This is a genomic window from Nibricoccus aquaticus (genome assembly GCF_002310495.1).
GTDB classification, from domain to species: Bacteria; Verrucomicrobiota; Verrucomicrobiia; order Opitutales; family Opitutaceae; genus Nibricoccus; species Nibricoccus aquaticus.
Genome location: NZ_CP023344.1, coordinates 52,268 through 69,044, shown reverse-complemented (window position 1 = coordinate 69,044; position 16,777 = coordinate 52,268). Strand labels below are relative to the sequence as shown.

Here is a 16,777-nt window from a genome sequence, read left to right as displayed (position 1 = left end):
CTCCTGTTTGAGCAAGCGCGTGGGCTGTTGAGAGAGCTAGCAGGCTGGCGAGCAGTCGTCCGTGAACGGTCGACGAAGGTGATACATGGCGATCACGTAGGTTCATAGGTAGGTTCCTAGATGCGGGGTTCTGCGATTCTTAGGGTCGAATCGAGGGTGCGGGGTTTGCAGGTAAAGCAACGGAGTACGTTGCTGCGGTATGCGTGAGCCGGACTGTCCTTGTTACCAAACTGTTTAATTGCCGTACAGTACGGCAATGAGGCGGAGTACTGACAATATGCTGGTGATCGAGCCAGTGCCCTCTGGACGTCGTCGATGGAGACGAACATTAGCCTTAGCCAATTACTCCGCCGACCCTGATGCAAAATCCACACAACAGTCCGCTTGAACATCGTTTCAGCGGCGAGCACCCGCTTCGCACACTGCTGTTTCTCTATCGCGAAGAGCGCACGCGGCTGATCTGGGGCGCGGTGCTCTATGTCATCAAGCACAGCCCGGTGTGGGTCATGCCGCTCATGACGGCGCGGATCATCGATATCGTGGCCGAGCCGGAAAAACATTCGTTGAACGAGATTTGGTTCAATGCGGGCATCCTCCTCGCGATCCTGATTCAAAACATCCCGGTTAATTATCTCTGCGTGCGCTCGATCAGCCACGCGGCGCGTTCGATGGAGACGCGGCTGCGCTCCGCGATCTGCAGGCGGCTCCAGCATCTATCCATCGGATACTACACGCGCCAAAGCGCAGGCACGCTCCAGACGAAGGTGCTGCGCGACGTGGAATCCATCGAGCAGCTCACGCGCGGGCTTTTTGACTCGGTGGGGACAGCCTTCATCAATCTGGGTTTCGCGCTCGCGGTGACCGCTTATCGTGCGCCGTGGTTTTTAGTTTTTTTCGCGGGATCCATTCCTGTCGCGGTGATTCTTGTACGCTCGTTGCACAAGCACGTCTCGGAGCGAAACACCAAGCTGCGCCAGGAAATCGAGCAGATGTCCAATCGCGTGATCGAGATGACCAATTTGATCCCGATCACACGTGCCCACGGCTTGGAGACGAGCGCGCTTGAGCGCATCGAAAACTCGCTTGAGCGGGTGCGCGACGCGGGGCTCAAAGTGGATGAAATCAACTCCGTTTTCGGCGCGATTTCGTGGGTCGTTTTCAATTTTTTTAATTCAGCCTGCCTCGTTTTTGCAGCCTGGGCGTGTGCCACGCAGTTCATTCCGATCACGCTAGGCGATATCGTCATGCTCACGGGATATTTTGGGATGCTGACCGGCTCGGTGCTCGCGCTCGCGAACTCCGCGCCAATGATCCTGCGCGGCTACGAAGCAGTGCGTTCGATTGGCGAAGTACTGGAGTGTCCCGATCTCGAACAAAACGAAGGCAAGGCGCCGGTGAACGCGGTCAGTGGAGAGTTTCGTTTTAGCGATGTTGGATTTCGCTACGAAGGAGTCGAAGCGCACGCCGTGCGTGATTTTTCGCTCCATGTCAGACCCGGCGAAACCATCGCGCTCGTCGGGCCGTCGGGCGCGGGGAAATCCACCGTGCTCAATCTGGTCATCGGTTTTATCCGGCCGACGAGTGGTACGATCCTGATCGATGGTCGCGACATGGCTGCGCTCGATTTGCGGACATACCGGCGCTTCGTGTCGGTGGTGCCGCAGGAATCGATTCTCTTCGATGGGACGATCCGCGAGAACATCACTTATGGGATGAAGTCGGTTTCCGATGAGCGCATCACAACGGCGTTGCGCGATGCAAATGCGTGGGAGTTTGTTGAGAAGTTGCCCGAGGGAATCCAGACGCAGGTGGGCGAAAAAGGTGCGCGACTTTCTGGCGGGCAGAAGCAGCGCCTCGCCATCGCACGCGCACTGATCCGCGATCCGCGCGTGTTGATCCTGGACGAAGCGACGTCGGCGCTGGATTCGGAGAGCGAGGCGTTGATTCAGGAGGCGCTGGAACGGCTCATGAAAGGGCGGACGACGTTTGTCGTGGCGCACCGTCTCTCGACGATCCGCAACGCCGACCGCATCGTGGCGATGCGCGCGGGTCGGATTGAGGAAATCGGTTCGCACGATGAACTCGTGAAGACGGGCGGGCTTTATTCGCAGCTGCACGCGCGGCAGAGTGGTGGGCGGCTGGAAGAGTAGGGGAGCCGCCGTGGCCCAAGTCTGGAACTTGGCCCTTGGCACTGCACCGTTCGACCGTTTACGAACTGCCGTTTCATTATGTCACTCGCACTCCTCTTCGCTGGTCAGGGCGCTCAGAAAGTCGGCATGGGCAAATCGCTCTACGAAAACTCCGCAGCCGCCCGCGCGCTTTACGACGAAGCCAACCGCGTGCTCGGTTGGGAACTCACGAAGCTCTCGTTTGAAGGCCCTGACGCCGAACTCACGCAGACCAAGGTCTGCCAACCCGCGCTCTTCGTTCATGGTCTCGCGTTGCTCGCGGCAGCGAAGGAGAAGGGGAAACTCACGGGCGCAGATGAGCCGACGTTCGCGCTCGGCCTGAGCCTCGGCGAAGTCACCGCGCTGACGGCTGCGGGCGTTTTTGATTTCGCGACCGGCCTGAAGGTCGTGGCCGAGCGTGGGCGTTTGATGCAGCTCGCGTGTGAGCAGACGACCGGCGGCATGGCCGCGATTGTCGGTGAAGAGCGCGCGAAGGTCACCGAGCTCTGCGCTGAGTTCGGGATCGAGGCGGCCAATTTCAACTGCCCCGGCCAGATCATCATCTCCGGCGAAAAGGCGAAGGTCGAAGCCGCCGTCGCCGCTGCAAAAGAGCGCGGCATCAAGAAAGCCATGCCGCTCAACGTCGCGGGCGCTTATCACAGCCGCCTGATGGAGCCGGCCCGCGCGGCATTTGCCGCTTATCTGGCGACGGTGCCGTTTGCGGCGCCGAAGTTCACTGTCTTCACGAACACGACCGGCCACGCCGTCTCGTCGCCCGACGCGATCCGCGAGGCGCTGGTGAAGCAGGTCGTGTCGTCCGTCCTCTGGGAAGACTGCATGCGCAGCGCCTCGGCGGCAGGGGCAACGACTTATTGGGAGCTGGGGCCGGGCGGCGTCCTCGCCGGGCTGGCCCGCCGGACCAATAAGGACTGGCCGGTGAAGAGCGTGTCCGAGTTTTCCGATTTAGCCGCTTGATCCCGCCGGGGGGCGTCCGCACCCTCGACCTTTTGAACCTTTGAATGCGTCGCGGTTTCCGCCGCCGACGCTCTCCTCGCATGGACGAACTGTTGACCCGCAATTTCTGTATTATCGCTCACGTCGATCACGGCAAAACGACGCTGTCCGACCGGCTGCTCGAGTACACCAACACGATCTCGAAGCGCGTGTTAACCGCCCAGCATCTCGACTCGATGGACCTCGAGAAGGAGCGTGGTATCACCATCAAATCGCACCCGGTCACGATGATGTACCGCGCGAAGGATGGCCGTGAGTATAAGCTCAACCTGATGGACACGCCCGGCCACGTGGACTTCTCGTACGAAGTTTCCCGCAGTCTCGCGGCATGTGAAGGCGCCGTGCTCCTGATCGATGCGGCGCAAGGCGTCGAAGCCCAGACGGTGGCCAATGCGCACCTCGCGTTTTCTCAGCAGCTCAAGGTCATCCCGGTCATCAACAAGATCGATCTGCCGTCGGCGAACCTCGAACTCTGCACCAAGCAACTCGAAGACATTCTCACGATCCCGGCCGAAGAGGCGATTCTCGCCAGCGGCAAGTCGGGCATCGGCATCGAAGACATTCTTGAAGCTGTCGTCGCTCGCGTGCCGCCTCCTCGCTGGCGCGAGTACGCGCAGACGCGCATCCTGGTTTTCGATTCTCTCTACGATGCGTACCGGGGCTGTATCGCGTACGTCCGCGTGTTTTCCGGCTCGATCAAGGCCAACGACATGATGCTCCTCATGAGCACCAATCAAAAGGCCGAGGTGAAAGAGGTCGGTACGTTCACGCCGAAGATGGAAAAGTGCGCGGTGCTCCACGCGGGCGACGTGGGCTACGTCGTTTCGAGCATCAAAGATCCTTCCGAGGTTAAAACCGGTGATACCATCACCATCGCGAGCAAGCCCGCTCAGGAAATGCTCCCCGGCTACAAAGAGGTCCGCCCGATGGTTTTCTGCGGACTCTATCCGCTGGAGAGCGACGACTACGAAAAGCTCAAGGCAGGCCTCGGCCGCTTACAGCTCAACGACGCGGCGTTCGTTTACTCCTCGGAGAGTTCCCTCGCGCTGGGCTTCGGCTTCCGCTGTGGCTTCCTCGGTTTGCTCCACATGGAGATCATCCAGGAGCGCATTCGCCGCGAGCACGACGTCGAGATCATCTCCACGTACCCAAGCGTCATCTACAAGATCGTGAAACAAGGCGGCGAAGTCCTCGAGGTGGATAACCCGGTGAACTTCCCTGACCCCGGCACGATTATCGAGACGCTCGAACCCACGATCACGGCGTCGATCATTCTGCCCAACGATTCCATGGGCGACATCCTCGCGCTGATCATGGAAAAGCGCGGCGTGTGCGAACACACCGACACGCTCGACATGAATCGCGTGATGCTCCGCTGCGTGCTCCCGCTCAACGAAATCCTCGTCGATTTCAACGACCGCCTGAAATCCATCACGCACGGCTACGGTTCGATGGACTACGAACTCGGCGCCTACAAAGCCGACGACCTCGTGAAGATGGACATCATGATCAACGGCGACCCCGTGGACGCGTTTTCCTGCATCGTCCACCGCTCCAAGGCTGAAGCCAAAGGCCGCCAGCTGTGCGAAAAACTCGCCGAGATCATCCCGCCACAGATGTTCAAAGTCGCGATTCAGGCCGCGATCGGCGGCAAAGTCATCGCCCGCGACAACGTGAAGGAAATGCGCAAGGACGTTACCTCGAAGTGCTACGGCGGCGACATCTCCCGTAAGCGCAAACTCCTCGATAAGCAGAAAGAGGGCAAAAAGAAGATGAAGATGATCGGCAAGGTGAACATCCCGCCGGATGCCTTCATCAAGGTGCTCAAGAGCGGCGACTAAAACGCCTTTCGACGCCTGCTTCATTTTGATGAATCTGGAACTCAGGAACTCTGGACGGAAAAAAACGGTCGGATTTTCCAGAATTGCTGAGTTCCAGATTAGTTTGGCTCCGTTCCCGTCTTCCTGATTTCCACATCCCACCATGTTCGGACTTTTCTCGTCGGTCGAAAAACAGATGCGCGCCAATGCCACGAACTGGCTCGAGCTCGCCGACAAAATTTTCAACTACCGCCGTGACGAGATCTCCGCCGCCGACCGGGCCGATCTCCAGCAGAAGAGCGAGCAACTCCGTGCCCAGCTCCGCGATAAAGCCGACGCCAGCAAACTGAAGCTCGGCATCGAGGCACTTGAACCGGCCGTGCGCCGCGCAGGCGGAAAGTTTTATCCACGCTCCACGATCCAGGAGTACGTGGAGTTTTTCGTCGTCGCCGCGATCGTGATCCTCGGACTGCGCGCGTACTTCGTGCAGCCGTTTAAGATCCCGACGAACTCGATGTGGCCGACTTATTACGGTATGACCGGCGAGGTTTTCGCTTCAGAGAAGGAAGAGCCTGGTGTCGTTGCGAGCGCGGCACGGCTGGTCGCTTTTGGCGCGACGCGTCGTTCGGTGGATGCGCCGGTGGATGGCGATGTTTGGGTGCCTGTCTCGGGTAACCGGATTCCTTCTGCGGTGGTTCCTGGTCGTACTTGGTTTGTTTTTCCATCCCGAGTGCAGCAGATCACGTTACGCGTCGGTAGCGAGTTGGTGACGGTGCAAGTACCGTTGGACTTCAAAATGGATGAGGTCATCGAAGAGGCGTTTTTCAGTGCAGGTGCTCCGCGGACACAACAGGTTGAAGCCGGCTTTTTGCCTTCGTCGCGTGCAGGTCAAAACATCCCGGTTAGATGGATCAACACGGGCAAGCATGTGAAAAAAGGAGAGCGCGTTCTTTCGTTCGATGTGATGACGGGCGATCAGCTTTTCGTTGATCGCATGTCCTACCATTTCGTGCGCCCGCAGGTGGGCTCTGGCTTTGTTTTTCGAACAGATAACATTCGCAGTCCTTATTTGGTCGATGCGGGCGGACGTCCCGTGGAGTCGTACTACATCAAGCGCTTGGTCGGGACACCTGGGGATAAGCTCGAAGTGCGTGATTCCGCTTTGCTGCGCAACGGCGAGCCAATCACGGGATCACTTGCTTTCGATAAGAACGCCCGCCAAGAGGGGCTTTATCGCGGCTATAAGAATCAAGAAGCGCTGCTTGAGAAAAAGCAGGTCGAAGTTTCCACGCAGGGTTATTATGCGATGGGCGATAATTCCGGCAACAGTCTCGACAGCCGTTACTGGGGCGAAGTCCCGTACAAGGATATCGTGGGTCGCCCGTTGTTCATCTATTACCCGTTCACGAAACGCTGGGGACCGGCGCGCTGAAGCGTCAGCGAGGCGAACGAGTTTCAAAGACCACGATGACTCGTGGTCTTTTTCATTTCAGGTGCGCCGGCGTTCGATATCAGGCAGGAACACCGTGAGCAGCCCGATCAGCGGGAGGTAACTGCACACGTCGAACACGTGCTCGATGCTCGTGTGGTCGGCGAGTTTGCCCAGCGCCACGGAACCGATGCCGGCCACGCCGAACGCGAAACCGAAGAACAGCCCGCTGATGAGGCCGACTTTGCCGGGTACGAGTTCTTGCGCATACACGAGGATCGCGGAAAACGCGGACGCGAGAACCACGCCAATGACCACGCTGAGCGTTACGGTTCCAGCGAGGTTCGTGTGCGGCATCCACAACGCGAACGGCGCCACGCCGAGAATGGAAATCCAGATGACCCACTTTCGCCCGAAGTGATCGCCCACCGGTCCGCCGATGATCGTGCCAGCCGCGACTGCGAAGAGAAATACGAAGAGGTAGATCTGCGCTTGCGACGCCGTGAGCTGGAATTTTTCGATCAGATAGAACGTGTAGTAACTGGTCAGGCTGGTGAGATAAACGTACTTGGAAAAAACCAGTACGATCAGCACCGCGATGGCCTGGATCACTGTGCGTCGGGGCCATGCGCTTCGATGGGACAGGCTGGTGGTTGCCCGCTGTTTTGCAGAAGTCAGGCGTTGTTGATACCAGCTACCGACGCGGTGAAGCAGCACAATGCCTAGCAGCGCGAGCGCGGTGAACCAGAGCATGTGAATCTGTCCGCGTGGCATCACGACAAACGCGGCCGCGAGTGGGCCGAGCGAAGTCCCCAAGTTTCCCCCCACTTGAAAAAGCGACTGAGCGAACCCGTGTCGGCCGCCCGAAGCCATGCGCGCCAGCCGGGACGCCTCGGGATGAAAGATAGCAGAGCCCAAGCCCACCAGCGCAGATGCGATCAGCAGCATGGAAAAACTTCCCGCCAGCGAAAGCAGCACCAAGCCGATCAGCGTTATGCTCATTCCGATGGGAAGAGAGTAGGGCAGCGGACGTTTGTCGGTGTATACGCCGACCACCGGTTGCAGCAGCGATGCGGTGACTTGAGTGGTGAATGTTAGAAAACCGATCTGGGTGAAGCTGAGGTCGTACGAGTCTTTCAACAGCGGATAGATCGATGGCAGCAGCGCCTGGATGATGTCGTTAAGCAGGTGGGAAAAGCTGAGTGCGACCAGCACGTGCATCGCGGCGCCTTCAACGGCAGGAGAGCGTTCTATTTTCGGCAGAGCGGATGCGGACATCCGCTTACTTTGGCACGGCAAAAACGCGCTTCGCAAACTGGCAGTGACTCCCTATAATACAGTGCCCGATGCCGCAGAGGATGACAGCTGGAGGAAAGCTTTCGTCGTTTGCTTTTGCGCGAATTGATCGGCGATCCTGTGTTGCGTGGCCTTTGAGAAACATCTGCTCATCGACGGATCGAATAGCCTGCACGCGTGGCCGGAGCTGCGGGCGTTATTGAAACGTGACCGAGATGCCGCGCGCGCCACGCTCTCGCAACGTGTGAGTGTGCTCCACGATGTTGAGCAGCTGCGGGTGACGCTCGTGTTCGACGGTCGTGGCGGCGAACTCGTCATCGAGCGGCCGTCGGGGCACGCGACGTTCACGCATCTTTACACACCCAGCGGCACGACGGCCGATGATGTGATCGAGCAACTCGTGGGAAACTCGGTGGACGCTTCCCTCTGTCTGGTCGCGACCGATGATCGCGCCGAGCGCCAGACAATCGAAGCGCTGGGAGCGGCGGGGATTTCCTCGAATGAGCTGCTGGCGCAGATCGGTCGCGCAGACGAGCGACAGCGTACACAAGTGTCTGGACTGCGCCGCGAGAATGAGCGGGAGTGGCGGCGTCCCAAATCATGAGAAAAACTTCCGGCGGGGGCGGGGAGGGCATGGCCGTGGCGGAGATCCAAGGACTCTACGGCGCGTTCTCCTTTCCTGAAAAACTCCTTCAACAAATCTGGCTGCGCGGGGAATTCGACGCGCGCGAACTCCGGACGGCTGACGGCCGGCACATCGAAATCCTGCATCCCGGTCGCTGGAATCTGCTCGGTGGCCCTGACTTCAAGGGCGCCCGGTTGCGTATCGGCGATTCCCTGACGACGGGCGATGTCGAACTGCATCTCCACGCGGCCGACTGGCGCGCGCACGGCCACGCGAGCGATCCAGCGTACGCGAATGTTGTTCTCCACGTCGTGCTTTTCCCCGGTGCGGAACGCGTGACGCCCGGCGTCGGCGGACGTGAGCTCCCGCTGCTGGTTTTATTACCGTTGCTGCATCACGATCTCGAAGAGTACGCGGCTGATGCGGCGGTGGAGCGGCTGGCAAATCATCCGCTGACACGTGCGCACGAGGCGCTGGCGGCGCTGAGCGAGTCCGCGTTGCGTGAGGAGTTGGACCGGCACTCGCGGGAACGTTGGCGGCAAAAAATCCATTATGCGAAGACCCGCATCGACCGGCTCGGCTGGTCTGGCGCGTGCCATCACACCGCGCTGGAGATTCTTGGCTACCGTGCGAACCGCGCCCCGATGCTCGCGTTGGCGGCGGTTCATCCACTGGAGACTTGGGTAAAACTCACGACAGCTCCGGACCGTGAAGCATTCGTTTTCGGGATTTTGAGCGAGCCTGAAGCCTCGTGGCGTTGGAGCGCCCAAGGCGTGCGCCCAGCGAATCATCCGCGTACGCGGCTGCGGCAGTATGCGGAGTGGGTGAGTGCGCGCCCCGGATGGCCCGAACGCTTGATCGCTCTTTTTGCCCAACTGCCTAAGCTCGCCGACAAAGCCTCCGCGCCGACCTGCACCGCCCAGCTCCGTAAACGCGGGGACTTTCGTGCATCGAGAACCCGTTTCGCGGACGAGATCTGCGCGGAGGTTGTTGGTGGTTCACGCTTGGACACTTTGATCTGCGATGGTTTCTGGCCGCTGCTCGCCGCACGCGATGATTCACGGGCCGACGAGATAGGCGTGTGGTGGCGTCATTGGTTTTCCGGAGACGTTCCGGAGAAGTGGCTCGCGTTGCTGCGCGGACTTCGCGTCATCGGCGGTCGCGACTGGCCTGCGTGTCATGGTTCCTCGCAAGGTTTGCTCGGTTGGTTGCTCGCCGAGGAGAAAAAGCAGGATTTTGGCGATAGCGCAGAGGGGCGCAGGACTTGACAAGCTTTTCGGGCGGAAGCTATTTTGATCCTTTCATTCATCGTTCACTTTCCGGAAAGTGGGCCTCTGGCCCGCTTTTTTTTTCCCTAAATTTATCCACCTATGAGCAGCGAAATTCTATCCGTCCTTGAGTATATGGAGAAGGAGAAGGGGATCAGTCGTGCCGACATGATTTCCGCGATCGTCAACGCGATCAAGACTGCCGCGCTCAAGGGAGTTAACTCGGGTCAGGAAATCAAAATCGAGATCAACCCCAAGAACGGTCAGCTCAAGGCTTGGTCGGTTCTCAAGGTCGTCGATTCCGTCAGCAACCCACGCGCGGAGATCCACATCGAAAAAGCCCAGTCGCTCAAGCCCGGTGCTGTGATGGGTGAACTGATCGAAAAAGAAATCGATCCCGCCACGCTCGGCCGCATCGCCGCCCAGACCGCGCGTCAGGCAGTGATGCAGAAGCTGCGGCAGTTCGAGAAGGACCGCATTTACGACGACTTCAAGGACATGGTTGGCAACATTGTGACCGGCACCGTGCGTCGCAAAGAGCGCAACGACATCTTCGTCGATCTCGGCAAAGCCGAGGCGTTGCTTCCCGGCAAAGAACAAGTCCCCGGTGAAGAATACCAGGCTGGTGATCGCATCCGCTGCTTGCTCACGTCGATCGACTCGTCGCCACGCGGACCTGAAATCATTCTCAGCCGAGCCAGCCCGAAATTTGTCCGCCGCCTGTTTGAAGTCGAAGTCACCGAGATCTCTGACGGTACCGTCAAGATCGAGGCCTTTGCCCGTGAACCGGGTTACCGTACTAAGATCGCTGTCTCCACGAAAGACCCGAAGGTCGATCCCGTCGGCGCTTGCGTCGGTGCCCGTGGCGCTCGCGTGAAGACCATCGTGCGTGAGCTCAACGGTGAGAAAATCGACATCATCAAGCACTACGCCGACGTCAAAGAGATGACCAAGGAGGCGCTTAAACCCGCCGAGCCGAAGGACATCATCCTCGACGAAAAAAATCACCGCATTGTTGTGAAGGTTATCCCGGATCAGCTCGCGGTGGCCATCGGCAAAGGTGGAAAAAATGTCCGCCTCACCTCGCGCCTGCTCGGCTGGCGCCTGGAAGTGGAAGAGTTGAAAGTGGTTTCCAGCGATCCGCGCGAAGTGGCGCTGTCATCGATGGTCACGACTCTCGGCATCGACCGCCCGACTGCGGAACGTCTCTTCGGCATCGGCATCAATTCGCCCGCAGCCTTCGAAGGCGTGGAGCTCAACGATCTTCAGGAGGCTGGCTTCTCGGAGGAGGAGGCTCAGGCCCTGCTGGCTCGCATCGTTCGCTAACCTGTCTTCTCCACGCGCCAAGAATCCTTTTACTTACCAAGACTGAATGAGCATCCGCATCCACGAACTCGCCAAACGCCACAATATGGAGGGCAAGGACATGCTGACCTTGCTCAAGGAGCTCAACTTCGTCGCCGCAGACACGAAGTCGGTCTCGAGCACCGTCAGTAAGATCTACGAGGAAGAGTTCGAGAAGTACATCGCGGCCAAAAAGCCGGCGAGTGCTCCCGCTCCCGTGGCGGAAACGCCTGCGGCTGCCGCGCCCGTTGAATCGGCCGTCGCCGATCAAGTGTCCTCGGGTGTCGCGCCTGCCGTGTTCACCACCAAGCAGCCCGCCGGAATCATGGTGAAGAGCGCGCAGGACATCGTGCGCGAGAAGGAAGAAGCGGCAGCGAAACAAAATAAACCGGCTCCCTCGGTCATGGTGCCTCCCGTGCGCCCAGCCAGCCCGCCACCGCGCCCACCGATGCCCGGCCCCACCTCGTTTGCGCCGCGTCCAGCACCGACGTCCCCTCCATTTGTGTCGGCACCTATTTCTGCTCCGAAGCCAGCGCCCTCCGCGCCGGCCGCCGTATCGGCTCCGCGCCCGGTTTCACCGCCCGCAGCCGTGGTCCCGCCACGCTCATCCGCGCCGAGCCCGATCGCGCCACCGCCGATTCCTGCGCGCAGCGCGAGTCCGGTTACGCCACCGCCGTTTCCTTCCTCGCCGGCCTTCGCGTCTGCGCCCAAGCCGCTCCCGGTCTCCGCACCCGGCGCCGTTCCCGCGATTCCGAGCAGCGCGACCAACGCGCCGATCGTCACCGTTCAGGGCGATGTGAAAACCATTCACCTGAAGCCGCCGATCATCGTCCGCGACTTTGCCCCGGCTCTGGGCCTTAAGCCATTCAAGCTGATCTCCGAGCTCATGGAGATGGGGATTTTCGCGTCGATGAATCAAAACATCGACGAGACGGTTGCCGTCAAAGTCGCAGAGAAACACGGCTTCCTGCTTGAGATCAAACACCGCGGCGACGCCTCCACGCAGCAGGCCGCCAAGGAAAAACAGGCCAAGGCCAAGGCTAATCCCGACGAAGAAGAGGTTAAGAATCTCGTCTCGCGTCCTCCGGTTATTTGCATCCTCGGCCACGTTGACCACGGAAAGACCTCGCTGCTCGACACGATCCGTAAAGCCAACGTCGCCTCGGGCGAAGCCGGCGGCATCACGCAGCACATCGGCGCCTACCAGATCGAATTCAAAGGCAAGAAGCTCACCTTCCTGGATACGCCCGGCCACGCCGCGTTCACCAAGATGCGTTCCCGCGGCGCCAGCGTCACCGACGTTGCGATCCTTGTGGTCGCCGCCGACGACGGCTTCATGCCGCAGACAGATGAAGCGCTGAAAATTGCGCTCGGCGTGAAAGAGCAGCAGCCCGAGAAATTCGCGCTCATCGTCGCCGTCAACAAGATGGACGTCAAAGGTGCCAACCTCGATCAGGTCAAAAACCAGATGCAGCAGCGCAACATCGCCCCTGAAGACTGGGGTGGCGAAACAGTCACCGTTCCGGTTTCCGCGATCAAGGGCACCGGCATCGACGAACTTCTGGAGATGATCATTCTCCAATCCGAAGTTCTCGAGTTGAAGGCCAACCCGAAGGCTGAGGCCAGCGGCGCGATTATCGAATCTCAGATCGACGTCGGTCGCGGTCCTCTCGCGACCGTCATCGTCCAGCGCGGCACGCTCCGTGTCGGCGACGCGATCGTCTGCGGCGCTCAATGGGCCCGCGTCCGCGCGATGTTCGACGATCAAGGCAAGAACCTCAAAGAGGCTCCGCCCGCCACACCGGTTCGCGTCATCGGCTGGTCCGGTGCGCCTGACAGCGGTGCGTCCTTCAAGGTCGTGAAGAATGCCCGCGATGCCGAGAAGATGGCTGAAGAAGAGGAGCATCGCCTCAAGAAGATCACGACCACGAGCGATGCCGCTCCGAAGCAGATCTCGGTGGAAAGCCTCTTCGCCAACATTGCCGCTACACAGCAGAAGACGCTCAAGGTAATCCTCAAGACGGATGTCTTCGGCTCTTCTGAAGCCGTGCGCCACGTGCTCGAAGGAATCAAGAGCACCAAGGTCTCGCTCGAAGTCGTTTCCTCCGACGTCGGGCTTGTCTCAAAAAACGACGTGCTCATGGCCGGCACAGGCGGTGCGATCGTCATCGGTTTCAACACCAAGCTGGAGAATGGCGTCACGCCGCTGGCAAAGCATCACAACGTCCGCATCGAGACCTTCGGCATCATCTACGAACTCGCCGACAAGGTGAAAGAGATGATGGCCGACCTGCTCGATCCCGATCTCAAGGAGATCAAGCTCGGCGCCGCCGAGATCCGCGCCACCTTCCCGCAAGGCAAGGGCTTCGTCGCCGGCTGTCTCGTCACCGAAGGCAAGATCACCCGCAACAACTCCGCGCGTCTGCGCCGCGGCAAAGAGATCGTTTACGAAGGCAAGATCTCCACGCTCAAGCGCTTCAAGGACGACGCCAACGAAGTCCGCGCCGGCCTCGAGTGCGGTATCAAGCTCGACGATTTCAACGGTTACCAGACCGGCGATATCATTGAGTGCCTTGAAATTCAAAAAGTGCGCGCTTCGCTCTAAGCCTCCGCCGTCTTCGCGATTTAATTCCCGGGACGAGAGATCACGGGCGCCGCGCCTCCGCGTTGCGCCCGTTCCTTTTTTAATAATCCTGAGTCCTCAACTCCCGCCGCCATGTCCAACCGCACCCTTCGCGTAAACGAACTCATCCAGCGCGAGATGAGCAGCATCCTCCGCAAGCGCTATCAGGCCGAGTCCCTGGCGATCACCATCGCCTCGATCGATGTCACGCCTGATCTGCTCGAAGCCAAAGTCTATGTCTCCGTGCTCGGTGGCGACGACGAGGCCGAGAAAAAACTCCGCTGGCTGCGCAAGAACTCTCAGGAAATCCGCTTCGAACTCGGCCGCACGATCGTGCTGAAGCACATGCCGAAGTTTACCTACGAGCTCGATATTTCCACGGCGCGCGGCAACCGCATCCTCGGCATTCTGGACGAGATCGATGCGAAGGAAAAAGCGAAGCCCGCCGTTGCACCGGAGGCTGACGATAAAAAGGGGAATGCCTGATCGTGGAGAAATACTTTCCCGCGCTCTCCGCTGAATTCGCACGGACGCTCGCCGCGCTCAAAGGCCGTCGTCTCGCGGTTGTCGGCCACGCCCGGCCCGATGGCGACTGCATCGGTTCACAAGTCTCGCTTGCGCGCGTGCTACGCGCGCTGGGGCACGAGGTGATCTGCGTGAACACCGATCCGGTGCCGCGTCGATTGGAGTATCTCGTCGGTGATTTGAGTTTCGTGCGTCCGCATGAAGTCCCGGCTACTGAGGATTGGGTATCGTTGTGGGTCGACTGCGCGGATGCCGGTCGCGCGGGTGACAAAGCCCGCGAGCGTTTCCCGAAGCCGTTCGCGAACATCGATCACCATCTTTCGAATAACGGCTACGCCGAGCACAACTTCATCGACGCCGGTGCCGCCGCCGCCGCTGAGATTCTCGCGGGAATTTTTGCCGATAACAAATTGCCGGTCGATGCGCTCGCGGCGAAGGCGCTCTTCGCGGGTATCATGACGGACACCGGCCAGTTTCGCTTCAACTCCACCACGCATCGCACGTTTCTGCTCTCGGCCGAACTCGTCGCGCTTGGCGCGAGTCCGTCCGAAGCGGGCGGTGAAATCTACGAGCGCGAATCGCTCGGAAAACTTCAGCTGCTTCAGCGGTTTCTCGCCTCGCTCACGCTCGATTGTGGCGGGCTCGTTTGCACCGGATCGCTGCCCGACGGTATTTTTCAAGAGACGGGGACGAGCGTCGAAGACACCGAAGGGCTCGTGGATTATGCGCGCGCCATCGATGGCGTGGAGATCGGCGTGCTCATCGAGGAACGCTCAGGCGCGATCAAGGCGAGTTTGCGCTGCAAGAACCCGATCTACCGCGTCGATCAAGTCGCCGCCCAATTCGGCGGTGGCGGCCATGCCTGCGCGGCGGGGCTTAATCTTAAAAATATTCCGGTGGCGGAGTTCCGCCCGAAGCTCCTCGGCGCACTCGCGGCGCAGATCGCGAACGTTTCGAAAACTGCAAAGTCCGCTTCCTGATTTTTCCCGATGCTCGTTCAGCCTAAAGAACTCGAGGGCGTGCTCCTCGTCGATAAACCCACCGATCACACGTCGCATGACGTCATCGCTCGTCTTCGCGGCATTCTGAAGATGCGCCGTATCGGCCATGCGGGCACTCTCGATCCGATGGCGACGGGTGTACTTGTCGTGCTGCTCGGCAAAGCGACCAAGGCGTCGCAGTACCTGATGAGCCTGGACAAGGAGTACATTGGCACGATCAAGCTCGGCAGCGTGACCAACACGCAGGATGCCGAGGGCGAAGTGCTGGAGACGCGGCCGGTGCCGCCACTGACGGAGGCGGAAGCGAAGGCATTCATGGCCACGTTTGTGGGCGATCAGTACCAGCTCCCGCCGATGTTTTCCGCGATCAAGATCGATGGCGTACCGCTCTATAAACAGGCGCGCAAAGGCGAGGAAGTGGAACGCGAGCCGCGTTTCGTCCGCGTGTCGTCATTCGATATGACGCGTTTCGCTTCGCCGGAAATCGACTTCGTGCTCCGCTGTACGAAGGGCACCTATGTGCGCACGGTGGCGCATGATCTGGGCCAGAAGATTGGCTGCGGCGCGCATCTCTCGTCGTTGCGGCGCACGGCGACGGGCAAGTTCACGATCTCGCAATGTCTGACGCTGGAGCAGATCCAGGCTTTTTCCACTCCTGAGCTGGAGCGACGGCTCGTGCCGGTGCGTGACGCGGTTCCGACCTTCGCGCTGTGAACACCGCCCGGCAGATCGATGGATTAGATCACGCGCAGTTGCCCGCGCGCCCGTTGCATCTGGCCATCGGCATGTTCGACGGCGTGCATCTCGGCCATCGCGCGGTGATCGACGCGGCGATCCAGTCTGCACGCCGCAGCGGCGGGCTGGCGGGCGTGCTCACGTTCTGGCCGCACCCGAGCGCGTTGTTCAATCCGGAGAAGGCCACGCGGCTGATCGCAGGACCGGAGTTGCGCGCGCGGCTGCTGGGCGAGACGGGCGTGGACTTGGTGATCACGCAGCCGTTCACGCCGCAGTTTGCGGCCATTGAGGCGGAGTGGGTGCTGCCGTATCTCAAGAAAAAGCTCCCGACGTTGAGCACGGTGTACGTTGGTGAGAACTGGCGCTTTGGTCAGGGACGACGCGGTGATATCGCGATGCTGGTGGCGGAGGGGAAGAAGCAGCATATCGGCGTGGTGAGCGCGCAGCGCATCAATCACAATGGCGAGCCGATCAGCAGCACGCGCATCCGCGCCTGTCTGGAGGCGGGCAGGATCGAAGAGGCGAATGAGTTATTCGGTTACACGTACTTCGCTGATGGCGTGGTCGCGGCGGGGAAACGGCTGGGGCGCACGATCGGGTTTCCGACGTTGAACATAGCGTGGGAGCCGGCGTTGCGTCCGCGTTTCGGCGTGTATGCGGTGCGCGTGAGCGGACCTAAATCGAAGGATGCGTTTTTGCCGGCGGTGGCGAATTACGGACTGCGCCCGACGGTGGAGCGCAGCAATCAGCCGCGCATCGAGGCGCACCTGCTCGTCGATTGTCCGTTTGTGGAAGGTGATTCGGTGCGTGTGGAGTGGCTGAAATTCATCCGGCCGGAGACGAAGTTTTCGTCGATCTCGGGGCTGACCGATCAGATTTCGAAGGACCGGCAGGAAGCGGCGGCGTTTTTTGGATTCTGACGGAGCAGG

General features: G+C 60.1%; 13 protein-coding genes. 12 read left to right on the top strand and 1 reads right to left on the bottom strand.

Going from position 1 to position 16,777, the window contains the following annotated elements:
- Positions 1-359: 359 nt before the first annotated feature.
- The 4 genes from CMV30_RS00305 to lepB all read left to right on the top strand — a co-directional run bounded on the left by CMV30_RS00305 (position 360) and on the right by lepB (position 6,434).
- Positions 360-2,150, top strand: a complete 1,791-nt coding sequence (locus CMV30_RS00305) for an ABC transporter ATP-binding protein (protein ID WP_096054176.1) — start codon at positions 360-362, stop codon at positions 2,148-2,150.
- 78 nt (positions 2,151-2,228) lie between these two features.
- A complete protein-coding gene (gene fabD / locus CMV30_RS00300) occupies positions 2,229-3,143 on the top strand; it encodes an ACP S-malonyltransferase (protein ID WP_096054175.1) in 915 nt (304 codons plus the stop codon).
- Positions 3,144-3,223: 80 nt separating this feature from the next.
- Positions 3,224-5,023: a translation elongation factor 4 gene (gene lepA / locus CMV30_RS00295; RefSeq protein WP_096054174.1), complete on the top strand. Its 1,800-nt coding sequence runs from the start codon at positions 3,224-3,226 to the stop codon at positions 5,021-5,023.
- Positions 5,024-5,165: 142 nt separating this feature from the next.
- Positions 5,166-6,434, top strand: coding sequence for a signal peptidase I (lepB, locus tag CMV30_RS00290; protein WP_096054173.1), 1,269 nt, complete (start codon positions 5,166-5,168; stop codon positions 6,432-6,434).
- A gap of 57 nt (positions 6,435-6,491) precedes the next feature.
- Here the strand turns inward: lepB and CMV30_RS00285 are convergent, their stop codons facing one another.
- Positions 6,492-7,709: an MFS transporter gene (locus CMV30_RS00285; protein WP_281254872.1), complete on the bottom strand. Its 1,218-nt coding sequence runs from the start codon at positions 7,707-7,709 to the stop codon at positions 6,492-6,494.
- 145 nt (positions 7,710-7,854) lie between these two features.
- Between CMV30_RS00285 and CMV30_RS00280 the strand changes: the two genes are divergently transcribed.
- From CMV30_RS00280 to ribF, 8 genes are all read left to right on the top strand, one after another.
- The gene (locus tag CMV30_RS00280) at positions 7,855-8,331 is read left to right on the top strand and encodes an NYN domain-containing protein (RefSeq protein WP_245844351.1); all 477 of its coding nucleotides are present in this window, start codon (positions 7,855-7,857) and stop codon (positions 8,329-8,331) included.
- Positions 8,328-9,620, top strand: coding sequence for a DUF2851 family protein (locus tag CMV30_RS00275; protein WP_096054170.1), 1,293 nt, complete (start codon positions 8,328-8,330; stop codon positions 9,618-9,620). The genes CMV30_RS00280 and CMV30_RS00275 overlap by 4 nt, the downstream gene beginning before the upstream one ends.
- Before the next feature lie 102 nt (positions 9,621-9,722).
- The gene (gene nusA, locus CMV30_RS00270) at positions 9,723-10,946 is read left to right on the top strand and encodes a transcription termination factor NusA (RefSeq protein WP_096054169.1); all 1,224 of its coding nucleotides are present in this window, start codon (positions 9,723-9,725) and stop codon (positions 10,944-10,946) included.
- A gap of 46 nt (positions 10,947-10,992) precedes the next feature.
- Positions 10,993-13,569, top strand: coding sequence for a translation initiation factor IF-2 (gene infB / locus CMV30_RS00265; protein WP_096054168.1), 2,577 nt, complete (start codon positions 10,993-10,995; stop codon positions 13,567-13,569).
- Between the two features lie 111 nt (positions 13,570-13,680).
- Positions 13,681-14,073 (top strand): 30S ribosome-binding factor RbfA, encoded by a 393-nt coding sequence (gene rbfA, locus CMV30_RS00260; protein WP_096054167.1) that lies wholly within the window; start codon positions 13,681-13,683, stop codon positions 14,071-14,073.
- 2 nt (positions 14,074-14,075) lie between these two features.
- Positions 14,076-15,092 (top strand): DHH family phosphoesterase, encoded by a 1,017-nt coding sequence (locus CMV30_RS00255; protein WP_096054166.1) that lies wholly within the window; start codon positions 14,076-14,078, stop codon positions 15,090-15,092.
- 9 nt (positions 15,093-15,101) lie between these two features.
- A complete protein-coding gene (truB, locus tag CMV30_RS00250) occupies positions 15,102-15,827 on the top strand; it encodes a tRNA pseudouridine(55) synthase TruB (protein WP_096054165.1) in 726 nt (241 codons plus the stop codon).
- Positions 15,824-16,768: a riboflavin biosynthesis protein RibF gene (gene ribF, locus CMV30_RS00245; protein WP_096054164.1), complete on the top strand. Its 945-nt coding sequence runs from the start codon at positions 15,824-15,826 to the stop codon at positions 16,766-16,768. The genes truB and ribF overlap by 4 nt, the downstream gene beginning before the upstream one ends.
- The last annotated feature ends 9 nt before the right edge of the window (positions 16,769-16,777 follow it).